Annotated in this window: 11 protein-coding genes; 6 read left to right on the top strand and 5 right to left on the bottom strand. The window is 67.6% G+C overall.

Annotated features, from left to right (window positions below):
- Positions 1–16: 16 nt before the first annotated feature.
- Positions 17–2863, bottom strand: coding sequence for a cation:proton antiporter (locus SB816_RS00395; RefSeq protein ID WP_064524562.1), 2847 nt, complete (start codon positions 2861–2863; stop codon positions 17–19).
- Positions 2864–3052: 189 nt separating this feature from the next.
- Here SB816_RS00395 and cpdA point away from each other — a divergent pair, with 189 nt between their 5' ends.
- A complete protein-coding gene (cpdA, locus tag SB816_RS00400) occupies positions 3053–3892 on the top strand; it encodes a 3',5'-cyclic-AMP phosphodiesterase (RefSeq protein ID WP_054503714.1) in 840 nt (279 codons plus the stop codon).
- Positions 3893–4219: 327 nt separating this feature from the next.
- Here the strand turns inward: cpdA and rpoH are convergent, their stop codons facing one another.
- The 3 genes from rpoH to fghA all read right to left on the bottom strand — a co-directional run bounded on the left by rpoH (position 4220) and on the right by fghA (position 6948).
- On the bottom strand, positions 4220–5104 hold the full coding sequence (gene rpoH / locus SB816_RS00405) for an RNA polymerase sigma factor RpoH (protein ID WP_006388088.1): 885 nt from the start codon (positions 5102–5104) through the stop codon (positions 4220–4222).
- 194 nt (positions 5105–5298) lie between these two features.
- Positions 5299–5988, bottom strand: coding sequence for a hypothetical protein (locus tag SB816_RS00410; RefSeq protein WP_116791684.1), 690 nt, complete (start codon positions 5986–5988; stop codon positions 5299–5301).
- 96 nt (positions 5989–6084) lie between these two features.
- Entirely contained in the window at positions 6085–6948 is an 864-nt protein-coding gene (gene fghA, locus SB816_RS00415; protein WP_410546389.1) for an S-formylglutathione hydrolase, read from the bottom strand.
- A gap of 231 nt (positions 6949–7179) precedes the next feature.
- On the opposite strand from fghA, the gene SB816_RS00420 reads away from it, so the two are divergent.
- From SB816_RS00420 to SB816_RS00440, 5 genes are all read left to right on the top strand, one after another.
- Positions 7180–7971 (top strand): hypothetical protein, encoded by a 792-nt coding sequence (locus SB816_RS00420; protein WP_054503717.1) that lies wholly within the window; start codon positions 7180–7182, stop codon positions 7969–7971.
- Between the two features lie 368 nt (positions 7972–8339).
- Positions 8340–13079 (top strand): glutamate synthase-related protein, encoded by a 4740-nt coding sequence (locus SB816_RS00425; RefSeq protein WP_054503718.1) that lies wholly within the window; start codon positions 8340–8342, stop codon positions 13077–13079.
- 8 nt (positions 13080–13087) lie between these two features.
- Positions 13088–14554 carry a glutamate synthase subunit beta gene (locus SB816_RS00430; RefSeq protein ID WP_054503719.1) on the top strand — a complete coding sequence of 489 codons (1467 nt, stop codon included), beginning with the start codon at positions 13088–13090 and terminating at the stop codon, positions 14552–14554.
- Between the two features lie 142 nt (positions 14555–14696).
- The gene (locus tag SB816_RS00435) at positions 14697–15275 is read left to right on the top strand and encodes a chromate transporter (protein ID WP_054503720.1); all 579 of its coding nucleotides are present in this window, start codon (positions 14697–14699) and stop codon (positions 15273–15275) included.
- On the top strand, positions 15272–15799 hold the full coding sequence (locus SB816_RS00440; protein ID WP_054503721.1) for a chromate transporter: 528 nt from the start codon (positions 15272–15274) through the stop codon (positions 15797–15799). Before SB816_RS00435 ends, SB816_RS00440 begins: the two co-directional genes overlap by 4 nt.
- 34 nt (positions 15800–15833) lie before the next feature.
- On the opposite strand, the gene SB816_RS00445 is transcribed toward SB816_RS00440, so the two are convergent.
- On the bottom strand, positions 15834–17171 hold the full coding sequence (locus tag SB816_RS00445; protein WP_064524555.1) for a purine-cytosine permease family protein: 1338 nt from the start codon (positions 17169–17171) through the stop codon (positions 15834–15836).
- Positions 17172–17311: the final 140 nt, after the last annotated feature.

The following is a 17311-nucleotide window of genomic DNA, read 5'->3' on the forward strand; positions in this document are numbered from 1 at the left end:
CGCGCACCTGCCCGCATCAGGCGCTGGCGCCTCCCGGCGCCGCATCCGTCTCGCGCGCATCGGCCTTGTGCGCGTCGGCCTGGCGCGTCTCCACTTGTTGCAACGGCGCGGCGTGCGTCTCGACCTGTAGCGGCTGCGCGGGATGCGCCTCGACAGGCCGTGTCTCGACCTGCCGCGGACGTTGTTGCTGCGGCTCCGACCCGCTTCCCACTGCCGGCAACGCCACCGCTGCGCCCGGCTCGGCCGCCCTCAACGCCTGCACCGCCCGCGTATCGAGGCCGCTCTGCACCCCCGCGGCCTCGGCCGCTTCCGCCGCCTGTGAGGGCGAAGGCGCCGACGCCGGCGCGGGAGCGGGCGCGGGCGTCGCGTTGGCCTGCGAGAACTGCTTCCAGACCTCGATCGCCCGCAGGCGCTGCTTGGCCACCACCTGGATGCGTTCGCGCAGGTTTTCGTCGCGGGCAAGCAGGGCGTGGAAATCGCGCGACGACAGCATCAGCAGCTTGCTGTAGCCCAGCGAGGTCACCTCGGGCGCGATCTGCTGCTCGCCCAGCAGGCCGAGTTCGCCGAAGAACTCGCCGCTGCCCAGTTCGATCATGGTGTTGTCCGGCAGGTGCACCGCCACCGCGCCCGACGCCACGAAGCACATCTCTTCGCCATGCCGCCCCTTGGTCAGCACGCGCTGGTCGGGCAACGACAGGCGCGGCTTGAGCAGCTTGCTGATGGCGCGCAACGAATCGGCCGACAGCCCCTCGAACAGCGGCACGCGCTTGATCAGGTCGGCCGCGCTCATTTCGATGTCCAGCGGCGGATGCGTGTCGATGTGCGCCCAGCGGCTCTTCAACTGCGCCATCAGGTCGGCGTAGACCTCGCCGCTGATCAGGAACTGCTCCAGCATGTCGCGATAGCGGATCCGTTCCAGCTCGCGCGCCACCCGGCCGAGGTAACTCTCCTGCAGCCACTGCGCGTACGACGGATATTGCAGGTTCAGCGCCTGCATCGCGTTTTCGATCAGGTCCAGGCGGCGCTGGTGCAGCGACACGATGCGCTGCGTGGCGGTTTCGCCCAGCAGCGGCGTGATCTGCTCGCGCGCGAACACGATAAGGCGCTGGGCCACCGATCGCTTGCTCATCAGGTTGGCGAAACGCTGGCCCAGTTCGCGCGCCAGCCAGCCCTGGAAACCGAACAGGTAGTGCAGCCGCAAGGCCAGCCGGAAGCCGGTGGAATAGCGCACGTCGGCAATGATGGCGCGCTCGAAGCCCGGCACCCCGCCCATTCGGATCGCGTCCTCCAGCCGTTCGGCCCGCGCCAGCAGCGTTTCCGCCATGCGCCAGTCGACGATCTGCGCCTTGAGGATGTCGAAGAACATTTCCTCCTCGCGCTGCGCCACGATCGCCAGCCCGACGGCCACCCGCTGCTCGTCGCTCATCTGGCTGACCTGGCCATCGTGCACGCTGGTCAAGCTGGCGTCGAACACCGCGCGGATACGGTCGCGCACCTCGCTGCCGATGTGCTCGGTCTTGGCCACTTCTTCGGTCTTGCCCTGCAGGTCCTCCAGCGCCACCGCCAGCGCCTGGTTGCGGATGGTGCGCTCGACCGGCGACAACTGGTTCAGCCCCAGCATGCGGATCAGCGGCCGCAGGCTGATGCCGTTGACGAACAGCGTCAACAGCACGAAACCGGTGGTAGCCACGGCGATGAACTGGCGCGCCTCCTCGGGCACGCCGGTCTGCTCGGTCACGGCCAGGGCCAGGGCCAGCGACACCGCGCCGCGCAGGCCGCCCCAGAGCATCACCACCTTGTAGGGATTGCTGACCTTGGTGCCCAGCTTGGTCAGCCCCAGCAACGGCAGCAGCCCGAACACCACAATGGCCCGCGCCACCAGCGTCGCCACGAACACCACCGCCACCAGCACCAGTTCCTGCCAGTCGGCGGCCGCCATCAGCTTGGGAATCAGCATGGCCGCGAACAGGAAGATGAGGGAGTTGGCCCAGAAGCCGAATTGTTCCCAGGCGCTCGACAGGTATTCGAAGGTGGTCGGCGACATGCGGGTGCGGCCGGTCGACCCCACCACCAGGCCGGCGATCACCGTGGCGACCACGCCCGACACGTTCAGGTAGTGCTCGGAAATGAAGAAGGACAGGTAGGCCAGCGTCAGCGTCAGCGTGATCTCGGCCGTGGGAAAGCCGCGCAGCCAGGCGAACAGGAAACAGGCCAGCCGCCCCATGGCGAAACCGGCGATGCCGCCGCCGATGAAGTGCACAATGAAGTCATTGAAGATGCCGCTGGCGGTCAACTCGCCATGGCCGCCCAGCACGGCCAGCAGCACCGAGTACAGGGCGATCGACGCGGCGTCGTTGAACAGGCTTTCGCCTTCGACCAGCGTGGTCAGGCGCTTGGGCGCGCCCACTTCGCGGAAGATGCCCACCACCGCCACCGGGTCGGTGGTCGCCACGATGGCCCCCAGCAGCAGGCAGACCACCAGGCCATAGGGCGAGATCGCGTCCAGCGTCACGCCCACCACCACCGTGCACACCACCACGGCGACGATCGCCATCATCAGGATCGGGCCGATGTCGTCCATCAGCCGCCGTACGTTCATGGACAGCGCGGTTTCGAACAGCAGCACCGGCAGGAACACCATCAGGAAGGTCTCGGAGGAAATCTCGAACCGCTCCAGCGAATCCAGGAAGTCGCCGATCCAGCTCGGCGCCCAGCCATGGACGTGCACGATGATGCCCAGCAGGCAGCCGACGATTGCCAGCAGCACCGAGTAGGGCAGCTTGAGGCGGCCAGCCAGCGGCGGCATGAAGCACACCAGGGTCAACAGCCCGGCCAGGCCGAATACGAGAAAACCTACATCCATGGATAACGCCGCGTCCCGATCATGAAGCTTGTGAGAAGTTCCACAAGAATAGCGGGTTTTCCAGTCGATTCCGGCGAACGGCTATTTCCGGCGCACGTTTCGTTACCCCGATCGGGTGGGGCGATACGCGCCGGGACATGTTTTTTAGGTAAGGTAGGAGCCCGTGCAGAAACTTCGCAGGAGCCGCACTTGGCACGCGTCCATACCCTGGCCCGGCGCACCGACGCCCCAGCCATGCTCGTCCAGTTGACCGATTGCCACCTGTTCGGCGAGCCGGACACCGTGATGCTCGGCGTCAACACCGATGCCAGCCTGCGCGCCGTGCTGCGCCAGATCGAGGCCGACGGCAAGCACCCCGACCTGCTGCTGGCCACGGGCGACCTGTCCCAGGACGGCGAGCCCGCCGCCTACCAGCGCCTGGCCGCCATCCTGGGCGCCGCGCCGGCGCTGGAGGGCGCCCGGATCCGTTGCCTGCCGGGCAACCACGACCTGCCTGTGGCGATGCGCCATGAACTGCCCGAATGGTCGGTGCCCGTGACGGACGTGGGCGCCTGGCGCGTGGTTTCGCTGGACACCACCGTGCCCGGCTCGAACGCCGGCCACCTGCCCGACAGCCAGCTCGATCTGCTGGAAGCGGCGCTGGCCGAGGCGCCCGGACGACACACGCTGCTGGCCATGCACCACAACCCGATGCAGATCGACAGCCACTGGCATGATTCGATGATGATCGACAACCCGCAGGCGCTGTTCAAGCTGTTGGCGCGCTGGCCGCAGGTGCGTGTGCTGCTGTGGGGCCACGTGCACCATGAGTTCGACCGCCGCCGCCACAACCTGCGCATGCTGGCCACGCCCTCCACCTGCTTCCAGTTCAGCATCCGCGACGGCAAGCATGTGGTCGACAACCTCGCCCCCGGGTATCGCTGGATCAAGCTCTACCAGGATGGCTCGATGGCCACCGGCGTGCGGCGCGTGCAGGACGCCCTGTGGCATGCAACGCAGCCCGGTCCGGCCAGCGCGCAGGCGGCCTGAACGGCCCGACGCGTTTCGCGCGCGCAATAAAAAACGGGGCACCATATGCGTGGTGCCCCGCAAGCATCCGTCTCATAGGGGAGGGGAAAGAGGAGAAGCCGAGACGGATGACAAGACTGCCAACCAAAGTTTGCGGTCTACGTGAAGTTAGGCGGGGCGCACTGCATTAAGTTTCTGAAATCGGCGGTTATTTCGCGGCGAATTTGTATCAATTTATTGGTGCGACGCGACAATGGCCGCCACGGCCCCTTCCGTGGGTCTGGGCGGTCGGCGGCGTAAATGGAAAGGGCCGCGAATCGCGGCCCTGGGCATGGATGCGGCGGGAAATCAGGCGGCCAGGTTGCCGCGCATCTTCTTCAACGCGGCGGCCTCGATCTGGCGGATGCGTTCGGCCGACACGCCGAATTCCTGCGCCAGCTCGTGCAGCGTGGCGCCGCCGTCGTCCTGCAGCCAGCGGGCCTCGACGATGCGGCGCGACCGCGGGTCGAGTGCTTCCAGCGCGCTCGACAGGCCCGAGCTCTGCAACTGGTCGCGGGCGGCGCGTTCCAGCACGCGGGTCGGCTCCTGGCGGCCTTCGTCGGACAGGTAGGCGATGGGCGCGTAGCTGTCGTCATCGTCGTCCTGGTTCTCGAGCGACATGTCGCGGCCGGACAGGCGCACTTCCATTTCGCTGACATCCTCGCGGCGCACGTTGAGTTCGCGCGCGATGTGATCGACCTGTTCCGGATCCAGCGTCTGGCCGTCCGGGCGCATGCTGCGCAGGTTGAAGAACAGCTTGCGCTGCGCCTTGGTGGTCGCCACCTTGACCAGCCGCCAGTTGCGGATGATGTATTCGTGGATTTCGGCCTTGATCCAGTGCACGGCGAACGACACCAGGCGCACGCCGCGCTCGGGGTCGAACCGCTTGACGGCCTTCATCAGGCCGACATTGCCTTCCTGGATCAGGTCGGCGTGGGGCAATCCATAGCCCAGGTACTGGCGCGCGACCGACACCACCAGGCGCAGGTGCGACAACACCAGCTCGCGCGCGGCGCCCAGGTCTTCGCTGTCGCGCAGGCGGCGGCCGAGTTCGGTTTCGCGTTCGGCCGACAGGACCGGCAGGCGGTTCACGGCCGAGATGTAGGCATCGATCGTGCCGAGCGCGCCCGGATTGGCGATGGCCAACGCCAGAGCGTTGCCGGACGTGGCCAACGAGGTACTGGGTTGCTTCATTGCGGCGGTCTCCGGAAAGCGAAGGGGTAAAGACATGGATTCGATGTTAGCACTCTAGTAAAGGGAGTGCTAATTCGACTATTGCGACGCGTCAAAGTTTCCTCCACGCGATGCGACCCCATTTTAAATTCCGACCTGCCCGCAGGGCCATCCGCCTTGCCGGGCAGGCCGTCACACGGCTCCGGACGCGTTGGCTACCACCCCAGCCGCTTCAGTCCCGCCGCGGTGGCCTCGCCGTCCGGGCGTACGAACAACGCGCCGCGGGGATCCATATAGACCTGGTATTTCGCGCCATCGAACAGCGGCATGTAGGCCGCGCTGCCAAATTGGACATCGACGAAGGGAAACCAGTTCGGGAAGCTCTGTTTGAGCGACCCCAGGTCCGGCGCCGGCCAGTCGTCCAGCGCATGCACCGAACGCGTCGCCGAGGCCTCGCGCGCGGCGTCGCTGTAGCGGCCGGACAGGCGCTCCAGGCGATACAGCGGCGACAAGCCCGCCATCAGGGCCGGCAGGCGCCAGCGCACCACGCGGGCGTCGATCTGCCATTGGTCGCCATACAGCACATATTGCTTGGCGCCCACGCCCGGCGCGGCGGCGCTGACCTGGAACTGGCCTTCCGCCTGCTGGCGGACCTCGATCCGGGCCACCGGTTCGTCGGTGGTCAGCTTGAAGAACTGGACCAGCGACAGCGCCAGCAGCCCCGACACGCCGCCCAGCAACAGCAGCAACAGGCCGAACACGCGCCGCACGGGGCGGAACTGGAAGGTGCGCCGGCCGCGCTCGTCGCGCGGGCCGCCCTTGCCCAGCAGCATCGCCAGGCCCGGCAGGAAGACGACCACCGCGGCCAGCAGAATCCAGACGAAGGGAGCGATTCCGTTGATCAAATCAGCCGATCCTATGCAAAGGGCGCCGCGGCCAGGGGCCGGGCGGGAGCCGCCGCGGGCCTGCCACGGCAGGCCGCCCAGTATAGAAGCGAGGGGTCAGGCGACCGGCTTTCCAAGCCGCTCGACGTGAAACCGGATGTGATCCTCGATGAAGGTCGAGATGAAGTAATAGCCATGGTCGTAGCCGTCCTGGCGGCGCAGCACCAGGGGCTGGCCGGCGCTGGCGCAGGCGGCCTCGAATACCTCGGGATACAACTGCTCGGCCAGGAACTGGTCGGCGGTGCCCTGGTCGACCAGGATGCCGCCGGGGAATGGCTGGCGCAAGCCGCGCATCAGGGCCGAGGCATCGTAGGCGGCCCAGTCGTCGCGGTTCTCGCCCAGGTAGGCGCCGAACGCCTTCTGGCCCCACGGGCACTGGCTGGGCGCGGCGATCGGGGCGAACGCCGAGACCGACCGGAACTTGCCCGGGTGACGCAGCGCCAGCACCAGCGCGCCGTGACCGCCCATCGAATGGCCGAAGATGCCGACGCGCGCGGCGTCGCCGGGCAGGGCGGTGGTGACGATGCCATGCAGCTCGCGGGTCACGTAGCTGTCCATGCGGTAGTGGGCGCGCCAGGCCGCGGTGGTCGCGTCCAGATAGAACCCAGCGCCGGTGCCCAGGTCCCAGCTCTCGTCTTCGCCCGGCACGTTGGCGCCGCGCGGACTGGTGTCGGGCGCCACCAGCATCACGCCCAGTTCGGCGGCCAGGCGCTGGGCGCCCGCCTTGATCATGAAGGTTTCCTCGGTGCAGGTCAGGCCGGCCAGGTAGAACAGCACTGGCACCGGGCCATGCTCGGCCTGCGGCGGCACGAACACCGAAAACCGCATCGGCAGGCCGATCTCGGCCGACTCATGGCGGTAATAGCGCTGCGCCCCCCCGAAACAACGATGCTGGGAAATGAGTTCCAGGGAGGCGGGCATGGGAGGTCTCCGGGTCTGAGGCTGAAGAAAATTCGGTCGGAATTAGGGTATATCCACGGTACGAGGATCCGTCGCCGAATGTTAACCTGCCCGAATCGGAGTCCTTTCCACAAAAAGTAGCGATTCCGCGCCCATATTGTGATCGCGGGGCTTGACCAGCGTTCACCGTGGCACTATTTATATACGTGAGAGAAGACAACCCGTTCTTCTGGAAGCGCAAGCCCTGACACTATGGCCCGTCTGCCCCGTCTGTACGCCCCTGGGCTGCCCCAACTGGTGCAGGCCAATTTCATTCAGCCGCTGGCGGCGGCATCGCAGCCCGCCCCGGCCGATATCCTCAATCAGCTTGCCACGTGGCTGGGCGAATCGGCCCAGCGCCACCGCGTGTCGGTGCATGGCTGGCTGCTCGCCAACGACCGCATCCTGCTGCTGGCCACCCCCGCCGACGAGGAAGGCCTGCCGCGCCTGATGCAGACGCTGGGCCGCAACCTGGCGGCGCGCCTGCGCGGCGGTCGGGTGTTCGCGGGCCGCTATCGATCCGCCCTGCTCGAGCCCGGCGCCTGGGTGCTGCCCGCGCTGGTCTGGCTGGAAACCTATCCGGTGCGCAGCGGCGCGTCGCAGGATCCCGATTCCTGGCCTTGGTCCTCGGCCTCCAGCCATACCGGCAATACCACGGCAGCGCCGGCGCAGTGGCAGTCCGACCACGCCGACTACTGGGCCTGCGGCAACACGCCCTTCGACCGCCAGGCCAACTACCGCAAGCGCCTGCAGGACGGCCTGTCGCGCGAGGAAAGCCAGCGCATCGACCAGGCTGTTTCTGGCCAGTGGGCGCTGGGCGGCCCGAGCTTCATCGCCAGCCTGGCCCATACCGCCAGCCGCCGCGTGGCCCCGGGCCAACGCGGACGGCCGCGCAAAAAGCCGGCCGCGCCGGCCGCCGCCGAGTCCGGCGGCGATACCGGGGGGGCCGCGACGCCGGCGTCACCGCCATCCAACGGAACCTCCGGAAGCGGATCGTCCTCCTGACCAGGCGCCTTCGGGCGCTTTTTTCATGCCGCCGCAATCTCCGAGGCGGCAGGATCGCGTGCGTTCGCACGCCAGCCGAGAGGCGCCGACCGGCCTCCGGATTCGCCAAAAAGCATCACAATAATTGGGGACAAAACATGGCGAAATCGAGGGATTCACCCCCTTGAGGCCCGTGCGAGTCGGCGCACCGTCGCCGCAAGCCTTGATCGGTGCGGGCCTTGTTGTGTCCCCATATTAATGCTCTATGACGGTGCAATGAATAAATTAGGGTCACACCCCTTATATTTCTATTGCACCCTACTGCCTACGGGGGTATTGTCCGTTCCTGCACTGCAACATTAGAACGCAGTCTTACTGCGGAGCGCGCCATGCCCCAAATCACCCCGAACGAATCCTGTCCCACCCCCAAGGCGACCCCGATCGATGCCAGCCGCATCGGCCTGCCGCCGGCCCAGGGCCTGTACAACCCCAAGAACGAGCATGACGCCTGTGGCGTGGGCTTCGTGGCGCACATCAAGGGCAAGAAAAGCCACGCCATCATCCAGCAGGGCCTGAAGATCCTGGAAAACCTCGATCACCGCGGCGCGGTGGGCGCGGACAAGCTGATGGGCGACGGCGCCGGCATCCTGATCCAGATCCCGGACACGCTTTATCGCGACGAGTTCGCCCAGCACGGCATCACCCTGCCGCCGCCCGGCGAATACGGCGTGGCGATGGTGTTCCTGCCCAAGGAAACCGCCTCGCGCCTGGCCTGCGAACAGGAACTGGAGCGCTCGGTGCGCGCCGAGGGCCAGGTCGTGCTGGGCTGGCGCAACGTGCCCGTGGACGTCGACATGCCGATGTCGCCCACCGTGCGCGACTGCGAACCCGTGATCCGCCAGTTGTTCATCGGCCGCGGCGCCGATGTGATGGTGCCCGACGCGCTCGAACGCAAGCTGTACGTGATCCGCAAGACCGCCAGCCACGCCATTCAGAACATGCACCTGGCGCACGGCAAGGAATACTTCGTGCCCTCGGCCTCGGTGCGCACCGTGGTCTACAAGGGCCTGCTGCTGGCCGACCAGGTCGGCCGCTACTACCGCGACCTGGCCGATCCGCGCACCGTGTCGGCGCTGGCGCTGGTGCACCAACGTTTCTCGACCAACACCTTCCCGGCCTGGCCGCTGGCCCACCCGTACCGCATGATCGCCCACAACGGCGAAATCAACACGGTCAAGGGCAACTTCAATTGGCTGCGCGCCCGCGAAGGCATGATGCAGTCGGCCGTGCTGGGCGACGACCTGAAGAAGCTGTACCCCATCGTCTATGAAGGCCAGTCGGACACCGCCACGTTCGACAACTGCCTGGAACTGCTGGTGAACTCGGGCTACTCGCTGGCCCACGCCATGATGATGATGATCCCGGAAGCCTGGGAACAGCACACGCAGATGGACGAAAGCCGCCGCGCCTTCTACGAATACCACGCCGCCATGATGGAGCCGTGGGACGGCCCCGCCGCGGTCGCGTTCACCGACGGCCGCCAGATCGGCGCCACGCTCGACCGCAACGGCCTGCGCCCGGCGCGCTACCTGGTGACCGACGACGACATGGTCATCCTGGCCTCGGAAGCCGGCACCCTGTCGATCCCCGAGAACCGCATCGTCAAGAAGTGGCGCCTGCAGCCGGGCAAGATGTTCCTGATCGACCTGGAACAGGGCCGCATCATCGACGACGCCGAGATCAAGCTGCAACTGGCCAACAGCCGTCCGTACCGCCAGTGGATCGAACGCCTGCAGATCAAGCTGGAATCGCTGCCGGCCCCGCGCCAGGCCGCCGTCGCCACGCAATCGTCGGTGTCGCTGCTGGATCGCCAGCAGGCCTTCGGCTGGACCCAGGAAGACTACAAGTTCATCCTCGAACCCATGGCCTCGACCGGCGAGGAAGTGATCGGCTCGATGGGCAACGACGCCCCGCTGGCCGTGCTGTCCGACCGCGCCAAGCCGTTCTACAACTATTTCCGCCAGTTGTTCGCCCAGGTCACCAACCCGCCGATCGACCCGATCCGCGAGCAGATGGTGATGTCGCTGGTGTCGTTCATCGGCCCCAAGCCCAACCTGCTGGACATCAACAACGTCAACCCGCCGTTGCGCCTGGAAGTGTCGCAGCCGGTGCTGGACTTCGCCGCCATGGCGCAGATCCGCGACATCGAGCAGGTGACGGGCAAGAAATTCCGCAGCTTCGAGCTGGACATCACCTACCCGGCCGCCTGGGGCCCCGAGGGCATCGAAGCCCGCGTGGCCGCGCTGTGCGCGCGCGCCGTGGACGCGGTGCAAAGCGGCTACAACATCCTGATCGTGTCGGACCGCCTGGTCGACAGCGAGCGCGTGGCCATCCCCGCCCTGCTGGCCACCTCGGCGGTGCACCAGCACCTGATCCGCGCCGGCCTGCGCACCAACACCGGCCTGGTGGTGGAAACCGGCTCGGCCCGCGAAGTGCACCACTTCGCGCTGCTGGGCGGCTATGGCGCCGAAGCCATCCACCCCTACCTGGCGCTGGAATCGCTGGGCAAGATGAGCGACCCGGAAAAGGCCGTCAAGAACTTCATCAAGGCAATCGGCAAGGGTCTGAACAAGGTGATGTCCAAGATGGGCATCTCCACCTACATGTCCTACACCGGCGCCCAGATCTTCGAAGCGGTCGGCCTGCAGAGCAGCCTGGTGAACAAGTACTTCACCGGCACGGCCTCCAACATCGAAGGCATCGGCATCTTCCAGGTGGCCGAGGAAGCGCTGCGCCAGCACCGCGCCGCCTTCGGCAGCGACCCGGTCCTGGCGAACGACCTCGAAGCGGGCGGCGAGTACGCCTACCGCGTGCGCGGCGAAGAGCACATGTGGACGCCGGATTCCATCGCCAAGCTGCAGCACGCCTCGCGCGCCAACAACTACCGCACGTACAAGGAGTACGCGCAGATCATCAACGACCAGAGCCGCCGCCACATGACGCTGCGCGGCCTGTTCGAGTTCCGCTTCGATCCGTCGCGCGCCATCCCGCTCGATGACGTCGAGCCGGCCAAGGACATCGTCAAGCGCTTCGCCACCGGCGCCATGTCGCTGGGCTCGATCTCGACCGAGGCCCACTCGGTGCTGGCTGTGGCCATGAACCGCATCGGCGGCAAGTCCAACACCGGCGAAGGCGGCGAAGACGAACTGCGCTACCGCGCCGAAATGCGCGAAGGCCGCAGCACCATCAAGGACGGCGACACGCTGGCCTCGGTGCTCGGCTCCGAACGCATCGAAGCCGACGTCGCGCTCAAGAAGGGCGACTCGCTGCGCTCGAAGATCAAGCAGGTGGCCTCCGGCCGCTTCGGCGTCACCGCCGAGTACCTGTCGTCGGCCGACCAGATCCAGATCAAGATGGCGCAGGGCGCCAAGCCCGGCGAAGGCGGCCAGTTGCCGGGCCACAAGGTCTCGGAGTACATCGCCAAGCTGCGCTACTCGGTGCCGGGCGTGGGCCTGATCTCGCCCCCGCCGCACCACGACATCTACTCGATCGAAGACCTGGCGCAACTGATCCACGACCTGAAGAACGTCAACGCCAAGGCCTCGATCTCGGTCAAGCTGGTGTCGGAAGTCGGCGTCGGCACGGTGGCCGCGGGCGTGGCCAAGGCCAAGGCCGACCACGTCGTGATCGCCGGCCATGACGGCGGCACGGGCGCCTCGCCGGTCTCGTCCATCAAGCACGTCGGCACGCCCTGGGAACTGGGCCTGGCCGAAACCCAGCAGACGCTGGTGCTGAACCGCCTGCGCAGCCGCATCCGCGTGCAGGCCGACGGCCAGATGAAGACCGGCCGCGACGTCGTCATCGGCGCGCTGCTGGGCGCCGACGAATTCGGTTTCGCCACGGCCCCGCTGGTCGTCGAAGGCTGCATCATGATGCGCAAGTGCCACCTGAACACCTGCCCGGTGGGCGTGGCCACGCAGGATCCGGTGCTGCGCAAGAAGTTCCAGGGCAAGCCCGAGCACGTCGTCAACTTCTTCTTCTTCATCGCCGAGGAAGTGCGCGAGATCATGGCCCAGTTGGGCATCCGCAAGTTCGACGACCTGATCGGCCGCGCCGACCTGCTGGACATGCGCTCGGGCGTCGAGCACTGGAAGGCGCAGGGCCTGGACTTCACCCGCGTGTTCCACCAGACGCAGTCCGATGCCGAAGTGCGCCAGACCGAAGAACAGGATCATGGCCTGGCCGGCGCGCTGGACCACCAGTTGATCGAGCGCAGCAAGCCGGCGCTGGAGCGCGGTGAGAAGGTCTCGTTCATCGTGCCGGTTCGCAACCGCAACCGCACCATCGGCGCCATGCTGTCGGGCGCCGTGGCCGCGCGCTACGGCCACGACGGCCTGCCGGACGACACCATCCACATCCAGTGCAACGGCACCGCCGGCCAGAGCTTCGGCGCGTTCCTGGCCCATGGCATCACCATGGACCTGGTGGGCGAAGGCAACGACTACGTCGGCAAGGGCCTGTCGGGCGGCCGCATCATCGTGCGCTCGCCCAATGACTTCCGCGGCTTCGGCCCCGACCACATCATTGCCGGCAACACCGTCCTGTACGGCGCGCTGGCGGGCGAGGCCTTCTTCAACGGCGTGGCCGGCGAACGCTTCGCGGTGCGCAACTCGGGCGCCGCCACGGTCGTGGAAGGCACCGGCGACCACGGCTGCGAATACATGACGGGCGGCACCGTGGTGGTGCTGGGCGCCACCGGCCGCAACTTCGCCGCCGGCATGTCGGGCGGCGTGGCGTACGTGTGGGATCCGGAACGCACGCTCAAGCAGCGCGCCAACCTGTCGATGGTCGAACTGGAAGCCGTGCTGCCGCACGCGGAACAGCAGGCCCAGAACAACATCGACGTCTGGCACAGCGCGCAGCGCGGCGGCGAGCGCGAGACGGATGAAGCCATCCTGCGCCGCCTGGTGGAAGACCACTTCCGCTACACCGGCAGCTTCCGCGCCCGCGAAATCCTGGGCGACTGGGAAGCCTCGCGCGGCAAATTCGTAAAGGTCATGCCGACGGACTACCGCCGCGCATTGGGTGAAATGTGGCGTGCAGCCAACCCGCAACAACTGGCTGCGTGAGGGATACCATGGGAAAGATTACCGGCTTTATGGAATACCAGCGCCTGCAGGAGGCCTCCGAGGCCCCGCAGAAGCGGCTGAAGAACTGGCGCGAATTCGTGCTGCACCTGACCGACGACCAGGCCAAGCAGCAGGCGGCGCGCTGCATGGACTGCGGCATCCCGTTCTGCAACAACGGCTGCCCGGTCAACAACATCATCCCCGACTGGAATGACCTGGTGTACAAGCAGGACTGGCGCCGCGCGCTGGACGTGCTGCACTCCACCAACAACTTCCCGGAATTCACCGGCCGCATCTGCCCGGCGCCGTGCGAGGCCGCCTGTACCTTGAACATCAACAGCGACGCCGTGGGCATCAAGTCCATCGAGCACGCCATCATCGACAAGGGCTGGGCCGAGGGCTGGGTGACGCCGCAAGTGCCGGCGCGCAAGACCGGCAAGAAGGTCGCCGTGGTGGGCTCCGGCCCCGCCGGCCTGGCCTGCGCGCAGCAACTGGCGCGCGCCGGCCACTCGGTGACGCTGTTCGAGAAGAGCGACCGCATCGGCGGCCTGCTGCGCTACGGCATCCCCGACTTCAAGCTGGAAAAGCACCAGATCGACCGCCGCATCTCGCAGATGGAAGCCGAAGGCGTGGAATTCGCGCCCTCGACCTACGTCGGCAAGCCGACCGACCCGGTGGCCGACGGCCTGACCGTGCGCACCCCGGACTCGCTGCTGGCCGAATTCGACGCCGTGGTGATGAGCGGCGGTTCGGAAACCCCGCGCGACCTGCCGGTGCCGGGCCGCGAGCTGTCGGGCGTCTATTTCGCCATGGACTTCCTGCGCCAGCAGAACAAGGCCGTGGCGGGCGACCGCCTCACCAACCAGACGCTGGCCAAGGGCAAGCACGTGGTGGTGATCGGCGGCGGCGACACCGGTTCCGACTGCGTCGGCACCAGCAACCGCCATGGCGCCGCCTCGGTCACCCAGTTCGAACTGCTGCCGCAGCCGCCCGAGTCCGAGAACAAGGCCATGACCTGGCCCTACTGGCCGCTGAAGATGCGCACCTCGTCCTCGCACGAGGAAGGCTGCGAACGCGACTGGTCGGTGACCACCAAGCTGCTCAAGGGCAGCAACGGCAAGGTCGAGAAGCTGGTCGGCGCCCGCGTCGAGTGGTTCAAGGATGAATCGACCGGCCAGATGAAGATGCGCGAGGTCGAAGGCTCCGAATTCGAGATCAAGGCCGACCTGGTGCTGCTTGCCATGGGCTTCGTGTCGCCGGTGCAGGCCGTGCTGGATGCCTTCGGCGTCGACCGCGACGCGCGCGGCAACGTGCGCGCCAACACCGACGACTACCGCACCAACGTGGAAAAGGTCTTCACCGCCGGCGACATGCGTCGCGGCCAGTCGCTGGTGGTCTGGGCCATCCGCGAAGGCCGCCAGTGCGCGCGCTCGGTGGACGCCTACCTGATGGGGTCGAGCGACTTGCCGCGCTGAGCGCGCCGCGCTGCCGCGCCGGTCACCGACCGGCCCCCGCTTTCGCCGCCCGGCACGTCGTGCCCGGCGGCGAAATTCTTTCAGCCAGCCGACATTTCGCATTGCGTAAGATGCGGTCATTGACCCCATCGCGCCGCCCGCCATGTCCTCCGCTGACCCCGCCGTTGCCGCCCCGCCGACACTGCCGCAGATTTTCCTGGCCTTCGCCAAGGTCGGCCTGACCAGTTTCGGCGGCGGCCTGAGCGGCTGGATGATGCGCGAATTCGTGCAGCAGCGGCGCTGGCTGTCCGAAGCCGATTTCCTCAGCGGCCTGGCGCTGGCGCAGTCGTTCCCGGGCGTGAACGTGGTGAACCTGGCCATCTGGATCGGCTTTCGCCTGCGCGGCGGCGCCGGCGCGCTGCTGGGCGGCCTGGGCATCACCGTGCCGCCGATGCTGGTGGCCATCGGCGCGGCCGCGCTGTTCGCCAGCATGGCGCAGTCGCAGGGCCTGCACGTGGCCATGGCGGGCGTGGCGGCGGCGGCGGTCGGGGTGTCGCTGCAGACCGGCCTGCGCGCCGCCCGGCGCGCGCTGCAGGGCTGGGTGCCGGCCGCCGTCATGGGCGCGACCTTCGCCGCCATCTTCCTACTGCGCCTGCCGCTGCTGTGGGTGGTGGGCGCGATGGCGCCCCTGTCGATCGGCATCGCCTACGCGCGGCTGCGGCGCCGGGAGCGGCAACCATGAACCTGGCCACGCTGCACGACCTGTTCTCGGTGTTCACGCCGCTGTCGTTCCTGACGGTCGGAGGCGGCCAGAGCATCCTGCCCGACATCCACCGCCAGGCGGTGGACAGCTATGGCTGGATCAGCGAATCGCAGTTCCTGGATTACTTTGCGCTGTCCCGCATCACGCCGGGCCCGGCGTCGCTGCTGGTGACGCTGATCGGCTGGCAGGTGGGCGGGTGGCTGGGCGCGATTGCCGCGTCGATCGCGATCTTCCTGCCCTGCTCGCTGTTGATCTACGCGCTGGCGCGGGTCTGGGCGCGCTACCGCCAGGCCACCTGCGTCCGCGCCATCGAGGCGGGCCTGGTGCCGGTGGCCGCCGGCATGATCCTGGCCTCGTCGTGCACGGTACTGCGGGCCGCCGAAGGCGGCGCCTGGGCCTGGGGCGTGGCCGCGGTCTCCACGCTGGCGCTGGTCTACACGCGCATCAGCCCCTTCCTCATGCTGGCGCTGGGCGCGCTCGTGTTCCTGGCCGCGCTGGCCTGAGCCGGCGCCCCGACCAGCGAGGGACGCCGCGCGACTAGGCGCCGCCGCGCTGCATGCGCGGCCCCGAGACCGCCGCCTGCCCCAGCCAGTACACCGCGCCCGCCACCACAAAGCTGGCCGGCGCCGCGAAGGTCGCCGCAACGCCGTTCAGGTGCATCAGCACCAGGCCGCTGGCCGCGCCCGCGAACCAGGCGCCGAGGCCGCGGCGGTTGTAGGCGCTGCCCCCGCCTGGCGTCGGCGCGGCTTCGTCCACCGCCAGGATGTGCACCAGCGCCACGGCGACCCACGCCACCACGAAGATGCCCTGGTAGGCCAGCGCCTGCAGCAGATAGGCGAACACGTCGAACAGCATCAGCGCGTATGACACCGCGCCCACGATCACCGCCCAGGCGGCCTTGGACAGGCGCGCTCGGCCGAAGCGCGCGAAGAAGGCCTGCATGTTGATGGTGGCCAGGTAGTAGTTGGCGGTATTGATGCGGGTCTGCGTCACCCAGACGAAGAACAGGCCGCCCAGCCCCATCAGCTTGAGCAGCGCCAGCACCACCGACACTTCGCTCAGGGCGCCATCGCCGGGAATGATGGCGACCAGGTAGATGCCGGCCACGCCGTTTAGCAGGAAGGTCACCAGGTAGAACGGCATGCCGAAGTTGTAGCGGCCGTGGTAGCGCGCGTCTTCGCGGCGGCCGAAGCGCGCGTAGTCGAAGGTGAACATCATCAGGATCCACACGCCCATGTAGTACACGTAGGCGTCCCACCAGCCGCCCGCCACCGGCCCTCCGGCCGGGCCGAATGCCAGCCAGGCGTCGCTGTAGCCGTACTCGCGCGTGGCCAGCGCCACTGCCAGCAGCAGGCCGCCCAGGTAGAAGGGCAGCAGCACGCCGTTGAACTTGTCGAGCCAGCGCTGCACGCTGCCGAAGATCAGCAGCACGCTGTAGACGACCACCAGCAGCGCGAAGGCCCAGTAGGGCACGGCCGGGAACATGTGGTGCGCGGCGACCGCCATCACCGAGCCCTCGAACACGGCGTAGTAGATGGCGGTGGCAAAGAAGATCAGGGTGGCCAGCGCCGCGCCCGAGGTGCCGAACACGCTGCGAGAGAACAGCGCCACCGACTGGCCGGTGCGGATGGCGTAACGCGAGATCACGGCGTTGATCAGGCCATAGGAAATCACCGACAGCACCATGCCGATGATGGCGTTGCGGGCGCCGTAGTTGAGCGCCAGCGTGGCGCCGACCACGATGTAGAAGATGGCGCTGCACACGGCCCACCAGGCCATGGTGAGCGGGAATCGGCCCATGCGGTCGGCATCGGCCACGGTGGCTAGGGAAGTGTCCCGGTCGGAGGACGAGGAGCTGGAAGCAAGGTTGGCCATGGAGGCTCTCCTGACGTGCTGAAGAACCGCGGAATGCGGACGGGTACGGCGTGCAGCGTGTGAAACTCAAATGCACAGGCGCGAGCGCGCCCGTCCGGCCCGTCGGAACGGGCCGGAAGGAAAGCGGCAATCAACGGGAA

The sequence above is a fragment of the Achromobacter sp. SIMBA_011 genome (assembly GCF_046535435.1).
GTDB classification, from domain to species: Bacteria; Pseudomonadota; Gammaproteobacteria; order Burkholderiales; family Burkholderiaceae_B; genus Achromobacter; species Achromobacter dolens.